The sequence below is a fragment of the Klebsiella sp. B345 genome (genome assembly GCF_051131735.1).
In the GTDB taxonomy this organism is placed as follows: domain Bacteria; phylum Pseudomonadota; class Gammaproteobacteria; order Enterobacterales; family Enterobacteriaceae; genus Klebsiella.
The window spans coordinates 3,591,330-3,614,087 of sequence record NZ_CP180443.1; the positions used below are offsets into that span (position 1 = coordinate 3,591,330).

At 56.0% G+C, this 22,758-nt stretch carries 16 protein-coding genes, 2 tRNA genes and 3 rRNA genes; 9 read left to right on the forward strand and 12 right to left on the reverse strand.

Annotated elements, in window-relative coordinates; all coding sequences use genetic code 11:
* Window positions 1-47: 47 nt before the first annotated feature.
* Both ACMYSO_RS16870 and ACMYSO_RS16875 read left to right on the forward strand, forming a co-directional pair.
* Entirely contained in the window at window positions 48-731 is a 684-nt protein-coding gene (locus ACMYSO_RS16870) for a copper/silver response regulator transcription factor (RefSeq protein WP_123757962.1), read from the forward strand.
* A complete protein-coding gene (locus ACMYSO_RS16875) occupies window positions 721-2,172 on the forward strand; it encodes a Cu(+)/Ag(+) sensor histidine kinase (RefSeq protein ID WP_434666141.1) in 1,452 nt (483 codons plus the stop codon). The genes ACMYSO_RS16870 and ACMYSO_RS16875 overlap by 11 nt, the downstream gene beginning before the upstream one ends.
* 55 nt (window positions 2,173-2,227) lie before the next feature.
* On the opposite strand, the gene ACMYSO_RS16880 is transcribed toward ACMYSO_RS16875, so the two are convergent.
* Complete coding sequence (locus ACMYSO_RS16880; protein ID WP_434666144.1) at window positions 2,228-3,349, reverse strand: JmjC domain-containing protein; 1,122 nt, start codon at window positions 3,347-3,349, stop codon at window positions 2,228-2,230.
* A 636-nt stretch (window positions 3,350-3,985) separates the two neighbouring features.
* On the opposite strand from ACMYSO_RS16880, the gene ACMYSO_RS16885 reads away from it, so the two are divergent.
* The 7 genes from ACMYSO_RS16885 (at window position 3,986) to ACMYSO_RS16915 (ending at window position 11,477) form a co-directional block, all read left to right on the forward strand.
* A 16S ribosomal RNA gene (locus ACMYSO_RS16885) occupies window positions 3,986-5,527 on the forward strand.
* A 71-nt stretch (window positions 5,528-5,598) separates the two neighbouring features.
* Window positions 5,599-5,675, forward strand: a tRNA-Ile gene (locus ACMYSO_RS16890).
* A gap of 109 nt (window positions 5,676-5,784) precedes the next feature.
* Window positions 5,785-5,860, forward strand: a tRNA-Ala gene (locus ACMYSO_RS16895).
* Between the two features lie 206 nt (window positions 5,861-6,066).
* Window positions 6,067-8,971: ribosomal RNA gene (locus ACMYSO_RS16900) — 23S ribosomal RNA — on the forward strand.
* A gap of 94 nt (window positions 8,972-9,065) precedes the next feature.
* A 5S ribosomal RNA gene (gene rrf / locus ACMYSO_RS16905) occupies window positions 9,066-9,181 on the forward strand.
* The 16S, 23S and 5S rRNA genes sit together here with 2 tRNA genes alongside, the layout of an rRNA operon.
* A gap of 454 nt (window positions 9,182-9,635) precedes the next feature.
* Window positions 9,636-9,953 (forward strand): hypothetical protein, encoded by a 318-nt coding sequence (locus ACMYSO_RS16910; RefSeq protein ID WP_434666147.1) that lies wholly within the window; start codon window positions 9,636-9,638, stop codon window positions 9,951-9,953.
* A 114-nt stretch (window positions 9,954-10,067) separates the two neighbouring features.
* Entirely contained in the window at window positions 10,068-11,477 is a 1,410-nt protein-coding gene (locus tag ACMYSO_RS16915; protein WP_434666150.1) for a GGDEF domain-containing protein, read from the forward strand.
* A gap of 19 nt (window positions 11,478-11,496) precedes the next feature.
* Here ACMYSO_RS16915 and trpS read toward each other — a convergent pair whose 3' ends face one another.
* The 11 genes from trpS to ACMYSO_RS16970 form a co-directional block, all read right to left on the reverse strand.
* Complete coding sequence (gene trpS / locus ACMYSO_RS16920; protein ID WP_434666153.1) at window positions 11,497-12,504, reverse strand: tryptophan--tRNA ligase; 1,008 nt, start codon at window positions 12,502-12,504, stop codon at window positions 11,497-11,499.
* A gap of 217 nt (window positions 12,505-12,721) precedes the next feature.
* Window positions 12,722-13,051 carry a DMT family transporter gene (locus ACMYSO_RS16925; protein ID WP_041143869.1) on the reverse strand — a complete coding sequence of 110 codons (330 nt, stop codon included), beginning with the start codon at window positions 13,049-13,051 and terminating at the stop codon, window positions 12,722-12,724.
* Between the two features lie 17 nt (window positions 13,052-13,068).
* On the reverse strand, window positions 13,069-13,479 hold the full coding sequence (locus tag ACMYSO_RS16930; RefSeq protein WP_123757690.1) for a DMT family transporter: 411 nt from the start codon (window positions 13,477-13,479) through the stop codon (window positions 13,069-13,071).
* A 14-nt stretch (window positions 13,480-13,493) separates the two neighbouring features.
* Window positions 13,494-14,186 (reverse strand): hypothetical protein, encoded by a 693-nt coding sequence (locus tag ACMYSO_RS16935; RefSeq protein ID WP_434666158.1) that lies wholly within the window; start codon window positions 14,184-14,186, stop codon window positions 13,494-13,496.
* A gap of 12 nt (window positions 14,187-14,198) precedes the next feature.
* A complete protein-coding gene (locus ACMYSO_RS16940; protein ID WP_434666161.1) occupies window positions 14,199-14,819 on the reverse strand; it encodes a phosphate propanoyltransferase in 621 nt (206 codons plus the stop codon).
* A complete protein-coding gene (locus ACMYSO_RS16945; RefSeq protein ID WP_434666163.1) occupies window positions 14,816-15,253 on the reverse strand; it encodes a BMC domain-containing protein in 438 nt (145 codons plus the stop codon). The genes ACMYSO_RS16940 and ACMYSO_RS16945 overlap by 4 nt, the downstream gene beginning before the upstream one ends.
* 12 nt (window positions 15,254-15,265) lie before the next feature.
* Window positions 15,266-16,237, reverse strand: coding sequence for a choline TMA-lyase-activating enzyme (gene cutD / locus ACMYSO_RS16950; protein WP_434666166.1), 972 nt, complete (start codon window positions 16,235-16,237; stop codon window positions 15,266-15,268).
* A gap of 27 nt (window positions 16,238-16,264) precedes the next feature.
* Window positions 16,265-19,657 carry a choline trimethylamine-lyase gene (gene cutC / locus ACMYSO_RS16955; protein ID WP_434666169.1) on the reverse strand — a complete coding sequence of 1,131 codons (3,393 nt, stop codon included), beginning with the start codon at window positions 19,655-19,657 and terminating at the stop codon, window positions 16,265-16,267.
* A gap of 25 nt (window positions 19,658-19,682) precedes the next feature.
* Window positions 19,683-20,849 (reverse strand): 1-propanol dehydrogenase PduQ, encoded by a 1,167-nt coding sequence (locus ACMYSO_RS16960; protein WP_434666172.1) that lies wholly within the window; start codon window positions 20,847-20,849, stop codon window positions 19,683-19,685.
* A gap of 15 nt (window positions 20,850-20,864) precedes the next feature.
* Complete coding sequence (locus ACMYSO_RS16965; RefSeq protein ID WP_123757683.1) at window positions 20,865-21,122, reverse strand: EutN/CcmL family microcompartment protein; 258 nt, start codon at window positions 21,120-21,122, stop codon at window positions 20,865-20,867.
* Window positions 21,123-21,148: 26 nt separating this feature from the next.
* Window positions 21,149-22,744, reverse strand: a complete 1,596-nt coding sequence (locus ACMYSO_RS16970) for an acetaldehyde dehydrogenase (acetylating) (protein ID WP_434666175.1) — start codon at window positions 22,742-22,744, stop codon at window positions 21,149-21,151.
* Window positions 22,745-22,758: the final 14 nt, after the last annotated feature.

Below are 22,758 nucleotides of genomic sequence, written 5' to 3' on the forward strand. Positions count from 1 at the left end.
CCACTAAAATTGGAAACCCGCACAAACGGCGCGTGAAGGAGCATGTCATGAAGATTTTGATCGTCGAAGATGAGAAGAAAACCGGTGAGTACCTGACCAAAGGGCTGACGGAGTCCGGTTTTGTCGTTGACCTGGCCGATAACGGCCTGAACGGCTATCACCTGGCGATGACCGGCGATTATGACCTGCTGATCCTCGACATTATGCTGCCTGATGTGAACGGCTGGGATATCGTCAGAATGCTGCGCGCCGCCGGGAAAAGCATGCCGGTCCTGCTGCTGACCGCACTGGGCACCGTCGAACATCGGGTTAAGGGGCTGGAGCTGGGGGCGGATGATTATCTGGTGAAACCGTTCGCGTTTGCTGAACTGCTGGCGCGGGTAAGAACCCTGCTGCGGCGCGGGGCGTCGGCCATCGTCGAAAACCAGTTTCAGGCGGCGGATTTATTCGTCGACCTGCCCAGCCGCAAAGTGACCCGCAGCGGTGCACGTATCACCCTGACCAGCAAAGAGTTTACGCTGCTGGAGTTCTTCCTGCGTCATCAGGGGGAAGTGCTGCCCCGGTCGCTGATTGCCTCCCAGGTCTGGGATATGAATTTTGACAGCGACACCAACGCTATCGACGTGGCGGTGAAGCGGCTGCGGGCCAAAATAGATAATGATTTTGAGCCGAAGCTTATTCAGACCGTGCGCGGCGTTGGCTATATGCTTGAGGTGCCGGATGGCGAGTAAGTGGCTGCAGCGGCCGTTTTCGCTGGCGACCCGGCTGACCTTTTTTATCAGCCTGGCGACGGTGGTGGCGTTCTTTGCGTTCACCTGGATAATGATCAACTCGGTTAAAGCGCACTTTGAAGAGCGCGACGTTCATGACTTAAAGCAGCTGGCGACCACCCTGGAAACGGTGCTTAATCACGGCGACGACTCGCAGGCGCGACGGCTGGAAATCCTGAAAAATGTCATCGATGGCTATGCCAACGTCTTTATTTGTCTGGATGATGCCAACGGCACGATCCTGTTCCAGTCGCCGAATGGCCCGGACCTGAGCCATATTCTGCGCACTCCTGGGCTGGCGGCGCAGCTGCAGGACGGCAGCGTGATTTCGTGGACCGACCCGCACCCGCAGGTCATGACCCATGATAATCATCAGTTGCAGACCCGCGCCTGGCGGCTGATTATGCTGCCGCTCGGTAAACAGGCAGATGGCAAACCGGCGTATCACCTGCTGATGGCCTTATCGATCGATTTCCATCTGCACTATATTAATGAGCTGAAGGCGAAGCTGGTGTCGGCGGCGTCGGTGATCAGCCTCCTTATCATCTTGATTGTGCTGTTCGTGGTCTATCAGGGGCATAAACCCATTCGCCAGGTCAGCCGACAGATTCAGAACATCACCTCGAAAGATCTCGACGTGCGTTTAGATCCCGGTCGTGTCCCGGTTGAACTGGAACGGCTGGTGCTCTCTTTTAACCATATGCTGGAGCGTATTGAAGATGTCTTTACGCGCCAGTCGAACTTCTCCGCCGATATTGCCCACGAGATCCGCACGCCGATTACCAATCTGGTGACGCAAACCGAAATCGCCCTCAGCCAGACTCGTAATCAGAAAGAGCTGGAAGAGGTGCTGTATTCCAATCTGGAAGAGTTTTCGCGGATGTCGCGGATGGTCAGCGATATGCTGTTTCTGGCGCAGGCAGACAATAACCAGCTGACGCCTGAGCAGAAAACCATGAATCTGGTGGATGAGGTCAATAAAGTGTTCGACTTCTTCGAGGCCTGGGCCGAAGAGCAGGCGGTGACGCTGCGTCTGAGCGGGAGCGCCGGCTGGGTGACCGGCGATCCGCTGATGCTGCGCCGGGCGATCGGTAATCTGCTGTCGAACGCCATTCGTTATACTCCGGCACAGCAGACGGTGACAATCCACATCCATGAACGCGCAGGGCAGGTGATGCTGGTGGTGGAAAACCCCGGCAAGCCGATTGCCGCTGAGCACTTGCCCCGGCTGTTTGATCGCTTCTATCGCGTCGATCCGTCCCGTCAGCGCAGCGGTGAGGGGAGTGGGATTGGCCTGGCGATCGTGAAGTCTATTGTGATTGCCCATCACGGCAGCGTGGCGGTGGAGTCCGACAGCCGCTCAACGCGGTTTATCCTGACGTTGCCAACGCAGCAACTGTAACTGCCGGAAGCCGGGACTTTCAGGCTCCCGGCTACCCGGCGGTGGTGCGGCGGGATTACTCTTCGAAGTACCAGTAGCCCTGGTTGATCAGGCGCGTCAGTTCCGCCACAAAGGCAGGGTTATGCAGCGCATCGCCCAGCTCTTGCTGGCTCAGGGTGGTGTAGCGGCACAGGGCGTCCAGCGCTTGAGCATCGGTCGTTTCCAGGCGCTCGCTGTTCACAAAGAAGCTGTCACCGATATGCAGCACCCGTAGTCCGCTCAGGCGGCACAGGTTTTCCCCGCCGGCCAGCGCATCGACTATTTCATCTTCAGCATATGGCGGTTCCGCCGGAGCGACGTCCAGCTCATGACGTGGCGTGGTCGCGAAGCGGCCGAACCACTGGGTAAAGTCTGCCGGCTGGTTAATCATGTCGATCATCATCGTGCGTAGGCGTTCGAGTTCGTACTCTTCTACCCGGCCAGGATGCTCGCGACAGGTGAGGTCCGGATCGCTGTAGTGTTCGCCGCCGAGGTCGTTTTCCAGCACATAGTCCGCAAAGCTGCTGATCAGGTCGCGGCCATTAGGGCCACGGAAGCCCACTGAGTAGTTCAGCGCGGTTTCGTGGGTGATGCCATCGTGCGGGAATCCCGGTGGAATATAGAGAATATCGCCAGGTTCCAGATCTTCATCGATGATCGGTGGGAAAGGATCAACATGCAGCAGTGCCGGATGCGGGCAAAACTGGCGCATCGGCAGCTTGTCCCCCACGCGCCAGCGACGGCTGCCCATTCCCTGAATAATAAAGACATCATACTGGTCGATATGCGGACCCACGCCGCCGCCGGGGACCGAGAAGGAGATCATCAGATCGTCCAGGCGCCAGTCCGGCAGAACGCGGAACGGGCGTACCAGTTCCGCGGCAGGCATATGCCAGTGGTTCACCGCCTGGGCCAGCAGGGACCAGCCGGTCTCGCCCAGACCGTCGAAATGTTCAAACGGCCCGTTGCTGGCCTGCCACTGACCGTTGACCAGGCTCACCAGGCGACTGTCGACTTCTGGCTCCATGGCCAGGCCGGCCAGCTCGTCCGGGGTGATCGGATCGACGAAGTTCGGGAAAGCCTGCTTTAACACTACCGGCTGCTTTTGCCAGTACTTCTCTAAAAACTCGGGCCAGTTAATGTTCAGTTGATAAGCCATAGATTCACACCAGTCATGAAGAAACGGGCCTGATTATAGAAAGGTGTCGGTGACGGGCGCTTTGTCATGCGTCAAAGCCGCTGCTTAATTCGCCATCGCGGAATGGCGTTTTCCGTTGCTATATAGGTATGGGGATGGATGACAATGAGAGACGAACCGGAAGCGACGAGGATAAGGCGTTCTTTTATCTGCGAGGGGAAATGGCGTGAATACGTCTGCAGGCCGCGTGGTGACTGGGTTTCTTTGTTGATATGCCAGAGCGGGAATAACCGTTTAGTTTAAATAATGAGCGCTTGATAAGTTTTTTGTATTTTAGCGCTTGCCATCCAAAGAGAACTCCCTATAATGCGCTCCCACTGACACGGCAAATGTGAACAACTTCACAGAGTAAGCCGGGTCGGAAAGAGAAAACTTCTGAAAAATGAGGTTGACTCTGAAAGAGGAAAGCGTAATATACGCCACCTCGCGACAGAGCGCTAAGCGCCGTCGCACTGCTCTTTAACAATTTATCAGACAATCTGTGTGGGCACTCAAAGTGACATGGATTCTTAACGTCCTCGGACGAAAAATGAATACCAAGTCTCTGAGTGAACATACGTAATTCATTACGAAGTTTAATTCACGAGCATCAAACTTAAATTGAAGAGTTTGATCATGGCTCAGATTGAACGCTGGCGGCAGGCCTAACACATGCAAGTCGAGCGGTAGCACAGGAGAGCTTGCTCTCCGGGTGACGAGCGGCGGACGGGTGAGTAATGTCTGGGAAACTGCCTGATGGAGGGGGATAACTACTGGAAACGGTAGCTAATACCGCATAACGTCGCAAGACCAAAGTGGGGGACCTTCGGGCCTCATGCCATCAGATGTGCCCAGATGGGATTAGCTAGTAGGTGGGGTAATGGCTCACCTAGGCGACGATCCCTAGCTGGTCTGAGAGGATGACCAGCCACACTGGAACTGAGACACGGTCCAGACTCCTACGGGAGGCAGCAGTGGGGAATATTGCACAATGGGCGCAAGCCTGATGCAGCCATGCCGCGTGTATGAAGAAGGCCTTCGGGTTGTAAAGTACTTTCAGCGAGGAGGAAGGCATTAAGGTTAATAACCTTAGTGATTGACGTTACTCGCAGAAGAAGCACCGGCTAACTCCGTGCCAGCAGCCGCGGTAATACGGAGGGTGCAAGCGTTAATCGGAATTACTGGGCGTAAAGCGCACGCAGGCGGTTTGTTAAGTCAGATGTGAAATCCCCGGGCTCAACCTGGGAACTGCATTTGAAACTGGCAAGCTTGAGTCTTGTAGAGGGGGGTAGAATTCCAGGTGTAGCGGTGAAATGCGTAGAGATCTGGAGGAATACCGGTGGCGAAGGCGGCCCCCTGGACAAAGACTGACGCTCAGGTGCGAAAGCGTGGGGAGCAAACAGGATTAGATACCCTGGTAGTCCACGCTGTAAACGATGTCGACTTGGAGGTTGTTCCCTTGAGGAGTGGCTTCCGGAGCTAACGCGTTAAGTCGACCGCCTGGGGAGTACGGCCGCAAGGTTAAAACTCAAATGAATTGACGGGGGCCCGCACAAGCGGTGGAGCATGTGGTTTAATTCGATGCAACGCGAAGAACCTTACCTACTCTTGACATCCAGAGAACTTAGCAGAGATGCTTTGGTGCCTTCGGGAACTCTGAGACAGGTGCTGCATGGCTGTCGTCAGCTCGTGTTGTGAAATGTTGGGTTAAGTCCCGCAACGAGCGCAACCCTTATCCTTTGTTGCCAGCGGTTCGGCCGGGAACTCAAAGGAGACTGCCAGTGATAAACTGGAGGAAGGTGGGGATGACGTCAAGTCATCATGGCCCTTACGAGTAGGGCTACACACGTGCTACAATGGCATATACAAAGAGAAGCGACCTCGCGAGAGCAAGCGGACCTCATAAAGTATGTCGTAGTCCGGATTGGAGTCTGCAACTCGACTCCATGAAGTCGGAATCGCTAGTAATCGTAGATCAGAATGCTACGGTGAATACGTTCCCGGGCCTTGTACACACCGCCCGTCACACCATGGGAGTGGGTTGCAAAAGAAGTAGGTAGCTTAACCTTCGGGAGGGCGCTTACCACTTTGTGATTCATGACTGGGGTGAAGTCGTAACAAGGTAACCGTAGGGGAACCTGCGGTTGGATCACCTCCTTACCTGAAAGAACCTGCCTTTGTAGTGTCCACACAGATTGTCTGATGAAAAATAAGCAGTAAAACATCTCTGCAGGCTTGTAGCTCAGGTGGTTAGAGCGCACCCCTGATAAGGGTGAGGTCGGTGGTTCAAGTCCACTCAGGCCTACCAAATTCACGCTCGTGCTTTGTTGTGGAAAAGCTCGCATACTTCAGTATGCTTCGCTTCACCACGCCGCGCCCGAAAATGAATGACCGGTACGAGAGATGAGTATTACGATGGGGTTATAGCTCAGCTGGGAGAGCGCCTGCCTTGCACGCAGGAGGTCTGCGGTTCGATCCCGCATAGCTCCACCATCCTTTACTGCTGAATAACAAGAAAACTTCAGAGTGTACCTGAAAAGGTATGCTGCGAAGTTTTGCTCTTTAAAAATCTGGATCAAGCTGAAAATTGAAACGACACACTGTTTCCTTTCTCCGTAATAAGAAAGGAAAAGCGGTGTGTTCGAGTCTCTCAAATTTTCGCAACGCGAACTGTTTTACGAAACAGCTTCGGGTTGTGAGGTTAAGCGACTAAGCGTACACGGTGGATGCCCTGGCAGTCAGAGGCGATGAAGGACGTGCTAATCTGCGATAAGCGTCGGTAAGGTGATATGAACCGTTATAACCGGCGATTTCCGAATGGGGAAACCCAGTGTGTTTCGACACACTATCGTTAAGTGAATACATAGCTTAACGAAGCGAACCGGGGGAACTGAAACATCTAAGTACCCCGAGGAAAAGAAATCAACCGAGATTCCCCCAGTAGCGGCGAGCGAACGGGGAGGAGCCCAGAGTCTGAATCAGCGTGTGTGTTAGTGGAACGGTCTGGAAAGTCCGGCGGTACAGGGTGATAGCCCCGTACACTAAAATGCACACGTTGTGAACTCGAAGAGTAGGGCGGGACACGTGGTATCCTGTCTGAATATGGGGGACCATCCTCCAAGGCTAAATACTCCTGACTGACCGATAGTGAACCAGTACCGTGAGGGAAAGGCGAAAAGAACCCCGGCGAGGGGAGTGAAAAAGAACCTGAAACCGTGTACGTACAAGCAGTGGGAGCCTACTTGTTAGGTGACTGCGTACCTTTTGTATAATGGGTCAGCGACTTATATTCTGTAGCAAGGTTAACCGTATAGGGGAGCCGCAGGGAAACCGAGTCTTAACTGGGCGTTAAGTTGCAGGGTATAGACCCGAAACCCGGTGATCTAGCCATGGGCAGGTTGAAGGTTGGGTAACACTAACTGGAGGACCGAACCGACTAATGTTGAAAAATTAGCGGATGACTTGTGGCTGGGGGTGAAAGGCCAATCAAACCGGGAGATAGCTGGTTCTCCCCGAAAGCTATTTAGGTAGCGCCTCGTGAACTCATCTTCGGGGGTAGAGCACTGTTTCGGCTAGGGGGTCATCCCGACTTACCAACCCGATGCAAACTACGAATACCGAAGAATGTTATCACGGGAGACACACGGCGGGTGCTAACGTCCGTCGTGAAGAGGGAAACAACCCAGACCGCCAGCTAAGGTCCCAAAGTCATGGTTAAGTGGGAAACGATGTGGGAAGGCACAGACAGCCAGGATGTTGGCTTAGAAGCAGCCATCATTTAAAGAAAGCGTAATAGCTCACTGGTCGAGTCGGCCTGCGCGGAAGATGTAACGGGGCTAAACCATGCACCGAAGCTGCGGCAGCGACACTATGTGTTGTTGGGTAGGGGAGCGTTCTGTAAGCCGTTGAAGGTGGCCTGTGAGGGTTGCTGGAGGTATCAGAAGTGCGAATGCTGACATAAGTAACGATAAAGCGGGTGAAAAGCCCGCTCGCCGGAAGACCAAGGGTTCCTGTCCAACGTTAATCGGGGCAGGGTGAGTCGACCCCTAAGGCGAGGCCGAAAGGCGTAGTCGATGGGAAACAGGTTAATATTCCTGTACTCGGTGTTACTGCGAAGGGGGGACGGAGAAGGCTATGTTAGCCGGGCGACGGTTGTCCCGGTTTAAGCATGTAGGCGGAGCGTTTAGGTAAATCCGGACGCTTGTTAACGCTGAGGTGTGATGACGAGGCACTACGGTGCTGAAGTAACAAATGCCCTGCTTCCAGGAAAAGCCTCTAAGCATCAGGTAACATCAAATCGTACCCCAAACCGACACAGGTGGTCAGGTAGAGAATACCAAGGCGCTTGAGAGAACTCGGGTGAAGGAACTAGGCAAAATGGTGCCGTAACTTCGGGAGAAGGCACGCTGATGGTAGGTGAAGCGACTTGCTCGTGGAGCTGAAATCAGTCGAAGATACCAGCTGGCTGCAACTGTTTATTAAAAACACAGCACTGTGCAAACACGAAAGTGGACGTATACGGTGTGACGCCTGCCCGGTGCCGGAAGGTTAATTGATGGGGTTATCCGTAAGGAGAAGCTCTTGATCGAAGCCCCGGTAAACGGCGGCCGTAACTATAACGGTCCTAAGGTAGCGAAATTCCTTGTCGGGTAAGTTCCGACCTGCACGAATGGCGTAATGATGGCCAGGCTGTCTCCACCCGAGACTCAGTGAAATTGAACTCGCTGTGAAGATGCAGTGTACCCGCGGCAAGACGGAAAGACCCCGTGAACCTTTACTATAGCTTGACACTGAACATTGAGCCTTGATGTGTAGGATAGGTGGGAGGCTTTGAAGCGTGGACGCCAGTCTGCGTGGAGCCAACCTTGAAATACCACCCTTTAATGTTTGATGTTCTAACGTAGACCCGTGATCCGGGTTGCGGACAGTGTCTGGTGGGTAGTTTGACTGGGGCGGTCTCCTCCCAAAGAGTAACGGAGGAGCACGAAGGTTAGCTAATCCTGGTCGGACATCAGGAGGTTAGTGCAATGGCATAAGCTAGCTTGACTGCGAGCGTGACGGCGCGAGCAGGTGCGAAAGCAGGTCATAGTGATCCGGTGGTTCTGAATGGAAGGGCCATCGCTCAACGGATAAAAGGTACTCCGGGGATAACAGGCTGATACCGCCCAAGAGTTCATATCGACGGCGGTGTTTGGCACCTCGATGTCGGCTCATCACATCCTGGGGCTGAAGTAGGTCCCAAGGGTACGGCTGTTCGCCGTTTAAAGTGGTACGCGAGCTGGGTTTAGAACGTCGTGAGACAGTTCGGTCCCTATCTGCCGTGGGCGCTGGAGAATTGAGGGGGGCTGCTCCTAGTACGAGAGGACCGGAGTGGACGCATCACTGGTGTTCGGGTTGTCATGCCAATGGCATTGCCCGGTAGCTAAATGCGGAAAAGATAAGTGCTGAAAGCATCTAAGCACGAAACTTGCCCCGAGATGAGTTCTCCCTGACTCCTTGAGAGTCCTGAAGGAACGTTGAAGACGACGACGTTGATAGGTCGGGTGTGTAAGCGTAGCGATACGTTGAGCTAACCGATACTAATGAACCGTGAGGCTTAACCTTACAACGCCAAAGCTGTTTTGGTGGACGAGAGAAGATTTTCAGCCTGATACAGATTAGTTGATGCGTCTTTAAGACGTGTTGATAACAGAATTTGCCTGGCGGCGATAGCGCGGTGGTCCCACCTGACCCCATGCCGAACTCAGAAGTGAAACGCCGTAGCGCCGATGGTAGTGTGGGGTCTCCCCATGTGAGAGTAGGGAACTGCCAGGCATCAAATAAAACAAAGAAACCTCATGCGAAAGCATGGGGTTTTTTTGTTTATCTGCTGTTTGTCGGTGAGTGCTACTTACCCGATTCCTTTCGCATTTTATATTTTCACCCCGCCATTTTATATATCTTCGATATTTTAGTGCTCCCTTTATCTTGTCTAAATATACGGATTATGAATATTAACTATGTGCCAATAATATATGCATTAAAAAATAAAAACATTTAAATATATTGAAGATGTTTTTCGAACGCTTAATAATTATTTCGGTATATCAACAGAAATTTATTCTCATATTTAACGACCTGTGCGGTTGTCACTGGACTTTTTAGGTGAAATGTTTTAGTGTCATTAACACTTTGTTAACTTGGCCGTTTTTTAGTTCCCCCATTTTCGATAAAAACAGCGTGTGTCGTGGCCGAAAGAAGAGTATCGAGCGGCACGATGAGAATACCAATGAAGAACCTGCTAACATGGTCGCCCCTGCGCCCGCTCATAAGTTACCTGCAAGAACGCTTCACTTTTTTAGTTCTGCTATGCTGGCCGGCGATTATTTGGGTCGTTTGCCGGGGATGCGTCTGGGCCATCGAAAGCGTACTGCTGCTGATAGGAAAGCCGCTCAGCGAGTCGTTTACCGTACACCTTCAGCCACTGATGACCTTCAGCGCCTTAGTGCGCATTTCTCTCAGTTGGGTGGCTCTACTGTTTATCCTGTTTAGCATGGCGATGGGATTCACCTGGTTGCTACGCCGGGTGATGAACCGCAAACCATAGTTATCGCTGCCTGGATCGTCCTCACCTGCTGAATTTTCAATCTGGTTGACCAGAGCGAACTGTTGTATGATCTTCAGCCTTAAAATAGATCCTAATCGGTGAGTGCTTTATTCAATGAGTGATGAAAGCAAGAAATATATCTCCGTTATTTTCAAGGAATGGCTGCCGCTGTATGACGGTTTGACTCCCGATGTGAAGGCTGTTCTTAAAAATATTGCCTCTGAGCAGTCAGAAGCGCTGGCGGCCCGATTTTATGACTTTATTTTTCAGGATCCTGATATTGCCCGCCACCTGACCTATGACCTGGTGCAGGAGCGTCTCAGTCGTTCGCTGAGCGCATGGGTCAATGAGATTTTGACCTGTGAGCGGGATGGGCTGCAGGCGCTGGCAGAGCGGCAATATTTTATCGGCAGTATTCACGCCCGCATTGGCATTCCGGCCGAGGCCGTACTGCGCGGAGCCCGCCAGCTCAAGGCCGGGCTGATAGAGTACATCCGCGATCGCCACGACATTGACCACCAGACCGCGCTGGCAACCCTCCATTATTCGGTCATGGCCATTCACATGGCCATCGAGATGATGTGCCATGCCTACACCCTATCGCACTACCGGGCGACGAAAAATGAAGAGGCCTACCGCCTGTATAGCCTGATGGATAATATCCCGATGGAATACGGCAAACAGCAGGCCTCGCTCTCCGGCTGGGAAAACAGTACGATTTTTAATATCGTCAGCGAAAATAAAGCCGCCATTAACGGCACATTATTATCGGAATCCGAATTTGGCCTGTGGTTCCGTCATAAATGCGTGCGCTATTTTAATAAAAATGCTCAGATGGCAGAGATCACCGACGTCATTGAGCAGGTCGATCGCTTAATTATCGACTGGAAATCATCACCGGATAGTACCGGGTATAAAAATACCCAAAGCCTGCTCCAGAGCATCCATATCCATTGCCAGCAGATAGGTCACCAGCTGGAAGTGATCTTTAGCAGCCTGTCGCAGATGCAGAACGGCAAGGATTCGCTGACCAGCCTGCTAAACCGTCGTTACCTGCCGGTGGTCCTCAAGCATGAGGTCACCCTCGCCATGGAGCATGGGCTGCCGATGACGGTGGCGATGGTGGATATCGACCATTTCAAAGAGATTAACGATAACTGGGGTCACGTAGTGGGCGACCGGGCGATCAAGCACGTGGCCGACCTGCTCAGCGATAATATTCGTTCCAGCGACTATATCTTCCGCTATGGAGGCGAAGAGTTTTTACTGGTTCTGGTGGAAACCAACGCCGCTGAAGCCTATACGCTACTGGAACGCTTGCGAAAAAGCATCAGCCAACTGCAGTTTGACGTTGGTGCAGAGACCCACATTGCCATCACCGTCAGCATCGGCTATGCCGTGCATAGTGGCCACCCGGATTACAATCGACTGTTGCGCGATGCCGACAGCGCACTGTACACCGCCAAGCGTAGCGGGCGTGACTGCGTGAAGCTGCATCAGGGCGGGCACGGCGAATCACACTGAGTCGCCATGCCCCGGTTTTTCAGAACAGTACCGGCAACCCTAATCCACGCATGACCTCATGCAGCGTCTGCTGCGTGAGGTGCTGCGCTCGCTCACTGCCCTGGCGCAGCAGCTCCAGCAGCATCCCTTTATCAGCGATAAACGTTGCCCGGCGTTCGCGAATCGGTGCCAGCAGCGTCTGCAGGCACTCTTCCAGCACATTCTTACACTGCCGATCGCCCAGTCCGCCACGCTGGTAGTGGGCTTTCATCTCGGCAATCAAGGCGTGGTCAGGATGGAAGGCGTCCAGGTAAGTAAAAACGACATTGCCGTCGAGTTGGCCTGGGTCGCTGACGCGCAGATGGTGTGGGTCGGTATACATCGCGCTGACCGCACGATGGATCTCCTCTTCACTGGCGGAGAGCGTCAGCGTATTCCCCAGCGATTTTGACATTTTGGCACTGCCATCAATGCCCGGCAGGCGGCTGACATCGCTGAGCAGCGCTTTGCAGTGCTGCAATACCGGCACCGTCGTCAGGCTATTCATTTTGTGGACGATCTCATTGGTCTGCTCAATCATCGGTAGCTGATCGTCGCCCACCGGCACCAGCCCGGCTTTAAAGGCGGTAATGTCCGCCGCCTGGCTGATGGGGTAGGCGAGAAAGCCGACCGGCAGTGCACGGGAAAATCCCTTCTGCGCGATCTCATTTTTGACCGTCGGATTACGCTCGACGCGGGCGACGGTGACGATATTCATATACAGCGCGCTCAGTTCAGCCAGCGCCGGAAGCGCTGATTGCAGACAAATCGTGGTTTTGCGCGGGTCGATTCCCACCGCCAGATAATCCGCCAGCACCTCGCAGATATTGCGGCTGATTTTCTGCGGATCGCTGCCGTTATCCGTTAACCCCTGCAGGTCGGCGACCAGAATAAACTGCTGATGGTCATGTTGCAGCTCGACCCGCTGGCGCAGTGAGCCCACGTAGTGGCCGAGATGGAGCTGACCGGTGGGGCGATCGCCGGTAAGAATGGTGGGTAATGTGTTCATCAGAGACTCCTTAGGCTGCTGTAAGCCGAAAGACGTCGCTAAGAAACAATTAAGCCGCCTTCCGGCGGCTTAAAAATTGGAAAACATAAATCGTGCCGCCTGTTATGCAGGCAGCCACCAACGACATGAGCGGGAGATGACAACGATTCTGTTCATGACGATTATCCTGACACGAAAAAGGCGTGGGGTAAACCCACGCGTGGCCATGTTTAGCGGATTACATGGTGGAGAAGACGTTCATGATGATGCCGCCAGAGATGATCAGCACCATGGCGAAGATCGCCGGCAGATCCGGTTTCTGCTTGTACAGGATCATCGAGCAGATGGTGACGCCGACGATACCGAAGCCGCACCACAGCGAGTACGCTACACCCACCGGGATGGTGCTCATTGCGCGAGTGAGGGCGAAATAACACAACCCGTAAGCGCAGACGACCAGCACGGAAGGCGCCAGTTTGCTAAAGCCGTTGGTTTTTTTGATCATCGACGTACCGGTAATTTCTGAGCCGATGGACAGTGCCAGCCATAAGAACCCGAGATTAAACATATGCTATTCCTTTTCTGTTAGTTGGCGATCTTGCTATCCAGTGGCGTTACCGGTTCGGCAGGCGCGTCGGTACTCTCTTCGCTGCCCATTTTTGAAAACAGATTCATGATCACGATACCGCTGGCAATAATCGCCATGCCGATAATGGCTGCGGTATCTGGATGCTGGCCGTAAAAGGCCATCCCCAAGGTCGATACCACCAGAATGCCGGTTCCGGACCAGGTGGCGTAGGCCAGGCCGACGGGAATATCTTTGACCGCGCGGGACAGCGAGTAGTAGCAGGTGCAGTACAGAACAATCAGCAGCCCGAGCAGCAACATTTTGGTGGAGCCTTCGCTGCTACCGAACATCTTGAGGGTGGACGTCGCCGAGGTTTCCGAGAGGATAACCAACAGCATCCATAGCCAACATTTTGTTTTTGAAGACATAATAAACTCCGGATCTATTTATTAAGGTAGGGTTCTTTATTTCTGTTTTTAAGAAAATCGCTCGCGGCATCGGTTAAAACGGCATTGCTGGCGGCGGCCAGCGCCGGATTATTGACGATGTCTGTGACAGTGAGATAACGACGCGCCCCGCCGACCGGCGTCGGAACGGACGCTCCCGGCCCGGCGACCAGCGTCGCCAACAGTTCATTCATCGAGCACAACGTGACGCCGCATGCCATCAACCGGGCCAGGGTCGCGTGCATCTGGCTGGCATATGGCGTCTGGCTCGCCGCGCCGCACAGCTGGTTCAGCTCGCTGTCCGGGTCGCAGTGGTAGCGCAACGCCAGCACCGGCAGGCCGGCCAGTAGCGCGTCGTGCAGGCGCCGGGCAACCGGGCTGTGCAGCGTGCCGTTTGCCAGATCGGCCGCCAGCGGATAATCGAGAAACGGCACTACCACGGCCCGCCAGACCATCGACGGTAGCGCCGCCTGCCAGGTCCCGGACGGGATAATCTCGCCGATTGCCTGCCACTGCGCCGTATCTACTAATCCGTCTTCCAGCGCGAGGTGCAGACGCTGCCCGCATCCCGCCAGACGACGGCGGATGAGCGGGCGATAGCCCTCCGCCGCGCCGACCATCACCAGCACCGGCGGTTGTAGCCGCTGGATAACCCGCGTCACCAGGTGGTCGATCTCTTCATCGGTCATGGCTGGCCCCCGTTATGCAATAAGCGTGACCTGCGCGCCGTTTTTCAATCCGGCGGCGTTGGCTTCTTCGGTATCGATATGCAGCTCGAGGACAAAATCGTCCCGCACCCGTACCACCACTTCATCGAACGTGAGCTGGCGTTGGCCCCGGCTGGCGACCTTGACCTTCTGGCCATGGCTGACGTTCAGGCGCTGCGCATCCTGCGGCGACATATGAATATGCCGCCAGGCACAGATCACCTGAGACAGCAGTTCAACGTGGCCCGCCGGGCCAATCAACAGGGCATTACCGGCTTGCTCCAGTTGTCCGGATTCGCGTACCGGCGCCTGGATCCCCAGCGTGAAGGCGTCGGCACGAGAGATTTCCAACTGGGTCACCGGACGAGTGGGGCCAAGCACGCGCACGCGGGTTAGCGAGCCTTTTGGCCCGACCACGGTCACGCACTCCTCGGCGGCAAACTGTCCCGGCTGGCGTAGTGGTTTGAACGGCGTCAGCGCGTAACCTTTGCCAAACAAGGCCTCGAGATCCTGCTGCGACAGGTGCACGTGACGGTTAGAAATGCCGACCGGAATGTCTGGCGCGATGCGGGTCAGTCGGGCGCTGATTTTTTCCTGTAGCAGGGTGTCGATCATGCCTTCTTCCCTTTTTTCATCGCGGCGCTTTTATCTTCCGCCTCGCCAGCTGCCGGTTGGGACGGCGGCATCTCCGGTCCGCTTTTTTCCGCCGACGTCGTGACGACGGCAGGTTCTGCGATGGCGGGCTTTACTGCCGCTGGTGTCGCAGGGCGCGGCGGACGGCCTTTTAATTTACCCAGCGCATCAACCACGCTGCGTTCCGGGCGGGCGATGACCAGTGAACCCACAACCTGGTCTGCGGCAACCACGGCAATACCGCGCTCAATGGCGGTGTGGATAGCGCTGATTTCGCCCTCGAAGCAGACGCTGACCAGCCCCGACCCGACTTTGCGATAACCAATGCAGGTCACGCCTGCAGCTTTACAGGCGGCATCGACAGCCTGAATGGCGGCGACCAGCCCTCGCGTTTCAATTACGCCTAAACTTTTCATTGTCGGCTCCTGTTAATGGCGGACTAAGCGAATATCAAAATCGAACTGCGTGAAGAACGTCTCCAGTTGGCTCAGCTCTTCGGGTGAATAAGACGGGTCCTGGGTAATGGGATAGGGCATATCCAGACGCTCATATTTTTTGCGCCCCAGTTGGTGGTACGGCAGCATATCGATGCGGCGGATATTCCCGCGCTTCGCCAGCTTCTGCACATAATCAATGGCCCCGGTAATCGCATCGAATGAGTCGTTATATCCCCGCACCAGCGGCATGCGCACAATCACGTTGGCGCCGGAATCCACCAGCCATTCCAGATTGCGGCGAATACCTTCATTGCCGATGCCAAATAACGCTTTATGGTGCTCGCTGTTAATTTGCTTAATGTCGAATAAGAACGTGTCGGTGACCGGCGCCAGCTTTTGGTAATTGGCCAGCGAAGTGGTGCCCTGGGTTTCGACGGCGGTATTAAGCATCATCTTTTTGCATTCGCTGAACAGGGCCACGGCAAAATCAGTCTGCAGGCTCATCTCTCCGCCACCGATGGTCACACCGCCGCCGGAGGCGATATAGAAGTCATAATCCTGCATGATGACCTCCATCAGCTCACTGACGGTGACGTCTTTGCCCATAATATCCAGCGCGTTCTGGGTACAGATTTCTTCGCACTTGCGACAGCCAATACAGTCTTTATTGCGGTCGACGAAATGCTTCATCTCGCCGTTTTCTTCCGCCCGATAATGGATCCCGGCCGGGCAGACGTTGACGCAGTCGCCGCAGTTAATGCATTTGTCGTGTGAGAACATCACCTGAAACTGGCTGGTCAGCCCTTCCGGGTTGGCACACCACGGGCAGCGGATATTGCAGCCTTTGAAAAAAACCAGCGTGCGAATCCCATCGCCGTCGTAGATCGAATATTTCTGAATGTTGAAGATTCGCCCGGTTAATTCTTTATTCACGCTTGCCTCCAGAAAAAATTGCCAGGACATCCTTGTCCAAAAACGTCCGTGTCTTTATCAGAACTTCTCGATGACCGTACGGCTGATAATCTCGTCCTGAACCTCTTTGCACAGCTCCACGAAGTAGGCGCTGTAGCCAGCGACGCGGACGATCAGGTCGCGATATTTTTCCGGCTCCTGCTGGGCTTTTTTCAGTACTTCGTTATCGACATAGCTGAACTGCATCTGGCCGTTGCCGAGAATCGATGCCGTGCGCAGCAGGGTGATCAGGCCATGGCGTCCTTCCGGGGTATCGAGCAACCCTTTGAGGAATTTGAAGTTATGCACCATGCCGATGTTCATGGTCTCGACGTTCATCTTGCTCACGGACTTGATGATGGCGGTCGGACCTTGCTTGTCCGCGCCCTGCGTCGGGCTGATGCCGTCGGAAAGCGGCATCCAGGCCAGGCGCCCGTTCGGCGTGGCGTTGGTCAGTTCGCCAATCGGCGTGTTGTTGGAGATGGACAGCGTGCCGTGGCTGAGGGTGGAGTAGAGCATCTGGTACTGACGGCACTCGCGCTCGGTCCACTCGGTGATATCCAGCGCGTACTGGTCAACGTAGTTGTCGTCGTTACCGTATTTCGGTGCGTTCAGGCAGTCGCGGCGCAGCGCTTCAAAGCCTTCGAAGTTCGCCAGCATCGCGTCGCGCATCTGCTCGAGGGTGTATTTTTTATCCTCAAACACCAGCTTGCGGATGGCGGCGAGGGAGTCGACGTAGGTCGCCAGGCCGGAGAAGATAAGCCCAGGTCCGTGGTTGACCATCGCACCACCGGCGGCGACGTCTTTGCCACTTTCCATACAGCCTTCCACCAGCAGCGACATCAGCGGTTTCGGCGCCACGTCGCGGTGTACGCGCTGGCTGATCACCGTGCCAATCGCCGACAGACGCACGATATGGGCAATCTGTTTTTTCACTGCCGCATCAAACTCTTCGAAGGTGTGCAGGTCGCGCAGGTCGCCGGTATCCAGCCCCTGATAGCTATCAAACAGCACCATCCGGCCGCGGTTGAGCACAAACTCGATGGCAATAGGCCACTGGGTATAACCGGTGGAGGTCCACTGGTAGATACGGCCGGATTTCTGCGGCTCGACGCAACCCATCAGGCAGTAATCGCGGGCGTCTTCAAAATCGAAGCCCTTGCGCAGCATCATCTTGATATGCGAATCATCAAAGTGGCAGGCCGGGAAGCCCATGCCCGCTTTCACCACGTCGACGATTTTTTCCATATATTTTTGCGGCGACTGGTTGTGAATGCGGCAGGCCAGCGACGGCTGGTAAACCTTCACGAAGCGCACGGCATCCATAATCAGGTAGGTCAGGTCGTTACAGGCATCGCCGCCGCTGCGCTTCTGGCCGCCGACGGTCAGGTTGATAAACGGCTGGTAGCCGGCAAAGTATTTCGCCCCCAGTTCGCTGGACATCCACATCAGCTCGGCGCACTTGATAATAAACGCCTGCATCATCTCCAGCGCGGTTTCGTGTGTCAGGCGACCTTCGCGGATATCGGCTTCAAACATCGGGTAGCAGTACTGGTCGACGCGGCCCAGCGACAGGCCGGTCTGGTTCTCTTCAATTTCGAACAGCGACTCCACGGTCCAGATGCTTTGCAGCGCTTCCTGCAGGGTTTTCGGCGGGTTCGCCGGAACGTTCTGGTTCACCTCGGCAATGGTCAGTAATTCGGCGCGACGCTGAGCATTCTGCTCAAGGGCGGCCAGCTCACGGGCGCGGGCGGCAATACGGTGAGAGTAGTTAATCACCCCTTCACAGGTTTCAATCGCCGCTTTGTAGTAGTAAATGCGGTCGATATCTTCCGGGTTCTCCATGCTCAGTTGCGCGAGATGCGCCTCGGCATCGGCTTTAATACCGTTCATCCCTTTGGTGAACAGCAGCACGTCATAGCCCGGGCAGGTGTCGCCGCCGCCGTTGATCTGGTGGTAGGAGAGGTCGCTGACGAAGGTCTCACCGCTAAACGCCCACACGCCTGCTTCGCGGTACTGCGCTTCGCAGATCTCATCCAGCGAACGGCCTTCCCAGAACGGCACGATCTCTTCGCGAATGGTTTTTTTATCTGCTTCGCTGATCTCAAACGGATCCTGCGGGCGGGTGCTCATGGTATCGAGCTCGTCGCGCACCCAGCGCCAGGCGATATCCGGCGAGAATGCGCCAGCACGCGGTTTGCCGCACGGATGGCCGACGATCAACTCGTCGTCCTGAATCAGAATCGGCGCGGTTTCGCAGGCGTGACGGAAGGCTTTGGAACGCAGCAGAATCGTTGGCATGCCGGGGTTGGCTTTCACCACCTCGGTAAAGGCCAGCGCGCGGTAGATGGACACGCTCGGGCGTACCGTCAGGTAATGGTTGCGCAGGCGCTGCATACGCGGCGTCAGCCCTTCCGCTGTCGGGGTGTCGCAATCGGCGGCAAACGGTACGGATGAGACGCTCCGGGCGCCGCTGAACAGGCGAACCGGCAGGTTCAGCGCGCTCAGGTTGCGCTGGGCGCAGAAGAACAGTCCGGAGAGTTCGTTGATGATAACGTTGACGTCATCGAGGCGCGCGCCGTGCAGCAGGGCATCGAACATCGGGTAGCCGTCGATCGCGCAGGGGGCGCGGACGTCGCTCAACTGTGCCAGTTTGAACCACAGGCACTCGACGATTTCATAGGCCTGCTGCGGCGTCAGGAGACCGCTGGCGATGTCGCGTTGATACCACGGCAGCAGAACTTTATCGGCGCCTTCCGGGTTGACCGCGTAGCTGCCGTTATCCAGCTGCAGCGCCAGCTGGAACAGGTAAAAGGCCTGGCAGGCTTCTTTAAAGTTGCGTGCCGGGTGGGCTGGCACCTGATGCAGGATCGCCGCGCTCTCGCGCAGTTCGGCCTGGCGGTAGGGGTTATTTTCCGCCGCGGCCAGCGTTTCGGCGCTGGTGGCCAGCTTTTGTGCCAGGGTGAGCAGCGCGTCGCAGGCATACAGGGCGGCGCGGCAGCCGTTCACTTCGTCCATGCCGCTACGGCTGACGGCGCTGCCGAGGCTGCGGGTTTTCTCTTCCAGCTGATGTTTAATCGCCAGCACGCCCTGCTCGACAATCAGCCGGTAGTCCGGCGAGTCCAGTTCACTGTTGAGATTGAGGAAGCGGAACGCCGACGGGCGCTGGGCGGCGCTTTCATCGTGGAAAATGGCGCCGCGCGGTTTGCGGGTCTGGTCGCCGACAATCAGCTCATCGGGGCTGATGCCAACCGGCAGCTGGCGCATCAGTTCATAGAAGCGGCGCGCCGGTTTGACGACGGCGGGAATACCCGCGATATCACCATCCAGGGCGTTCAGCGTGGCGGCATGCTCGGTGCACAGGGTACTTTTTTGTGAGAGTAAACGTTCAGCCAGCACGGTGACGCGCGGCGTTAAGCTGTAGTGTGCCATGGGTAAGGTTCTCCAAATCTTGTTATCAGTCGCCCTGAACGGCGACGCCGCTCTGGTGCCCGGTCCAGGCCCGGCGATAAATCCCGGTTAACGCGAAGGCGTCCGGCGTACGTGGGTTGGTCGGCGTACAGCTGTCGCGCAGCGCCTGGCCAACCATCTCTGCCAGTCGTTGTTCGAATTCTGTTGCATCAACGCGGGTCTCCCCGATGCCGGTCGGCATGGTCATTTCATCTTTGAGCGCCTGAATCGCCACCAGCAGGCTGGCGACGCCCTGGCGCGTGGTGGCCGCAGGCAGGTCCAGCAGGTGGGCCAGTCGGGCATATTTGTGGGCGGCGTCGGTGTCGCACAGCCCTTGGTAATCTGCGTTCCATGCCACCACTTCGGCCATTAACAGGGCGTTAGCGCGACCGTGCGGAACATGGAAGATGCCGCCAAGCGCATGGGCCAGGCTGTGGGTGATGCCCAGCGACGCGTTGGTAAACGCCATCCCCGCCATGCAGGAGGCGTTGTGCATCTTTTCACGGGCCAGCAGGTTGTCGCCGCTCCGCCAGCAGGTGGGCAGGTAGCGAAACACCTGCTGCACCACTTTCTCAGCCAGCGCATCGGAAAAATCGCTGGCGGCACGGGAGACATAGGCCTCCAGCGCGTGGCACAGCACGTCCATTCCGGTATCGGCGGTGATGGCGGGCGGTACGGAGGCAACCAGCGCCGGGTCGAGCAGGGCGATATCCGGCAGCAGCGTCGGGTCCACCAGCACCAGTTTTTCGTTGTGGGCTTTCACCACCGAAAACGCCGTGACTTCAGAACCGGTGCCGCTGGTGGTCGGGATCGCCACAAAGCAAGGGCGCTGGCGTTCGGCCTGCGGGCGGGTCTGCGCCAGGGCGAAAATAACTGCTTTGGCCGCATCAATTACCGATCCGCCGCCCAGCGCCACTACCAGGTCCGGATAGCAAGCATCCATCAGCTTCATACCGCGCACGATGGTGGCAATATCCGGGTCGGCAACCACGTCGTCCCAGACCTGGAAGGCGATACCGCGCTGGCGCAGGATCCGCGTGACGCGATCGGCGAGGCCAAACGTGATCATCGCCTGGTCGGTGACCAGCAGAACGTGGCGGGCGGGCAGCTCGTTCAGGACCGACAGGGCGTCCTGGCCAAAGCAGATCCGGGGTTTCAGCAAAAATTCACTCATTGGGTTATTCACTCCTTAAGCGTCCCGAAACACGTTCTCGACAATGGCAACCACCGACATGGCTTTGTAGTGCGCCTGGTTGAGCGCGAAATACGCTTCTGCCAGGACAATGTCGTGCATGCCGGCGCCAACGCTATCGACGGCGACCCAGGTCTGGTCCTTCATTGGCTGCTGGTTATCGTCTAATTTGACGATCAGTAGCAGGTTGCTACCGCGTAGCTCAGCGCATTTCTGCGTGGCGACGACATGGCCGACTACCTTTGCGAGAATCATCGTTTTTATCGCCTTATATCAAAGTGTTACTTACCAAGGCGTTCCAGCACCTGGCGGATGACGCGCTCTACGTTTTGCTCGTTAATCTCGCTTTGTTCCCCGGCGGTTGCGGGAACGGCAAAGCGGTCATCGGCCTGGGCATCGTGGGCCACCGCTGCCGGTGCGCGGAAACGTTGGTCGTCGACGATGCTGTGGTGCGGGTTACTGCTCGGGGTGACGATGGCCGGCTGCGGTTCCGGGCGGCTGCCTGGGGCGCGCAGTTCATCGATGGATCGCACGCCGTAGCCCACTTTACGGATGTTAAGCAGGTTCATCGGCCCGACGTTATCGGAGCTGGAACCGCCGCCGACCGCGCCGCAGCCGAGGGTCAGTGCCGGGGTGATATTGGTGGTCGCTCCAATGCCGCCCAGCGCCGCCGGGGTGTTGATCAAAATGCGGTTCACCGGTTTTTCGAGGCAGAACTGGCGGATCACATCCTGGTTGCGGGTATGGATAACCAGCGTGTGGCCGAGCCCTTCGTTGGTCAGCAGCTCCATCACGCGATGGCAGGCTGCTTTCCAGTCCTCTTCGACATACAGGCCGAGTACCGGGCACAGCTTTTCACGGGAGTAGGGATTCTTGTGGCAGACGGTGGTCTGCTCGGCGATCAGCACTTTGGTGCTGGCAGGTACGCTGAAGCCGGCAAGCTGGCTGAGATAGAGGGCGGTTTTGCCGACCACCTTCGGGTTAATGGTGCCGTTCGGGCGCAGCAGCAGCGCCGCCATTTTGGCCGCTTCAGCTTCATTCATGAAGTACGTGCCCTGGGCTTCCAGTTCACGGTGCACTTCATCATAAATGCAGCGTTCGACGATGATCGACTGCTCGGAGGCGCAGATCACCCCATTATCGAAGGTTTTACTGGTGATAATATCTTTCACCGCATGGTGAATATCGGCGCTACGTTCGATAAAGGCCGGGCCGTTCCCCGGGCCGCCGCTGATGGTTGGCGTGCCGGAGGCGTAAGCCGCCCGTACCATGCCTTCACCGCCAGTGGCGAGGATCAGCGAGACCTCTTTGCTGTGCATCAGTTCAGAGGTGGCATCCAGCGTCAGTTCGGTAATGCCGCTGACGCAGCCTGCCGGTGCGCCTGCCGCTTCGGCAGCGCGGGCAACTATCTCAATCGCTTTCCAGCTGCACTGGCGTGCACCTGGATGCGGAGAGAAGATAATCGCGTTGCCGGCCTTCAGGGCGATCAGCGTTTTATAGATAACGGTAGAGGTTGGGTTGGTCGAAGGGACCAGCGCACAAATCACCCCCAGCGGCACGCCCACGTCCATCACTTTTTTAAGCGGATCGTCATGAATGATGCCGACGGTCTTCATATCTTTGATGGCGTCGTAGACGCGCAGCGAAGCGAAACGGTTCTTCAGCACCTTGTCCTGCCAGTTGCCGAACCCGGTTTCTTCCGCGGCCATTTTCGCCAGCGTTTCGGCGTGGTGCGCTGCTTCCTGGGCCACGTTTTTCACGATGGCGTCGATTTGTTGCTGCGAAAAGGTGGCCAGAATCGCCTGAGCCTTTTTGGCGCTGCGCACCAGTTCCCGCGCGTTCTGGCGGGACTGCAAATCGTTATCCAGTTCAATCATGAGTCTATCCTTCA

Coding starts and splice junctions, on each gene's coding strand:
- ACMYSO_RS16925 (WP_041143869.1), bottom strand. CDS start 13,051: ATGTTTAATCTCGGGTTCTTATGGCTGGCACTGTCCATCGGCTCAGAA.
- ACMYSO_RS16870 (WP_123757962.1), top strand. CDS start 48: ATGAAGATTTTGATCGTCGAAGATGAGAAGAAAACCGGTGAGTACCTG.
- ACMYSO_RS16945 (WP_434666163.1), bottom strand. CDS start 15,253: ATGAAAAGTTTAGGCGTAATTGAAACGCGAGGGCTGGTCGCCGCCATT.
- ACMYSO_RS16930 (WP_123757690.1), bottom strand. CDS start 13,479: ATGTCTTCAAAAACAAAATGTTGGCTATGGATGCTGTTGGTTATCCTC.
- cutC (WP_434666169.1), bottom strand. CDS start 19,657: ATGGCACACTACAGCTTAACGCCGCGCGTCACCGTGCTGGCTGAACGT.
- ACMYSO_RS16915 (WP_434666150.1), top strand. CDS start 10,068: ATGAGTGATGAAAGCAAGAAATATATCTCCGTTATTTTCAAGGAATGG.
- ACMYSO_RS16935 (WP_434666158.1), bottom strand. CDS start 14,186: ATGACCGATGAAGAGATCGACCACCTGGTGACGCGGGTTATCCAGCGG.
- cutD (WP_434666166.1), bottom strand. CDS start 16,237: ATGTCCTGGCAATTTTTTCTGGAGGCAAGCGTGAATAAAGAATTAACC.
- ACMYSO_RS16940 (WP_434666161.1), bottom strand. CDS start 14,819: ATGATCGACACCCTGCTACAGGAAAAAATCAGCGCCCGACTGACCCGC.
- ACMYSO_RS16910 (WP_434666147.1), top strand. CDS start 9,636: ATGAAGAACCTGCTAACATGGTCGCCCCTGCGCCCGCTCATAAGTTAC.
- ACMYSO_RS16970 (WP_434666175.1), bottom strand. CDS start 22,744: ATGATTGAACTGGATAACGATTTGCAGTCCCGCCAGAACGCGCGGGAA.
- ACMYSO_RS16960 (WP_434666172.1), bottom strand. CDS start 20,849: ATGAGTGAATTTTTGCTGAAACCCCGGATCTGCTTTGGCCAGGACGCC.
- trpS (WP_434666153.1), bottom strand. CDS start 12,504: ATGAACACATTACCCACCATTCTTACCGGCGATCGCCCCACCGGTCAG.
- ACMYSO_RS16875 (WP_434666141.1), top strand. CDS start 721: ATGGCGAGTAAGTGGCTGCAGCGGCCGTTTTCGCTGGCGACCCGGCTG.
- ACMYSO_RS16880 (WP_434666144.1), bottom strand. CDS start 3,349: ATGGCTTATCAACTGAACATTAACTGGCCCGAGTTTTTAGAGAAGTAC.
- ACMYSO_RS16965 (WP_123757683.1), bottom strand. CDS start 21,122: ATGATTCTCGCAAAGGTAGTCGGCCATGTCGTCGCCACGCAGAAATGC.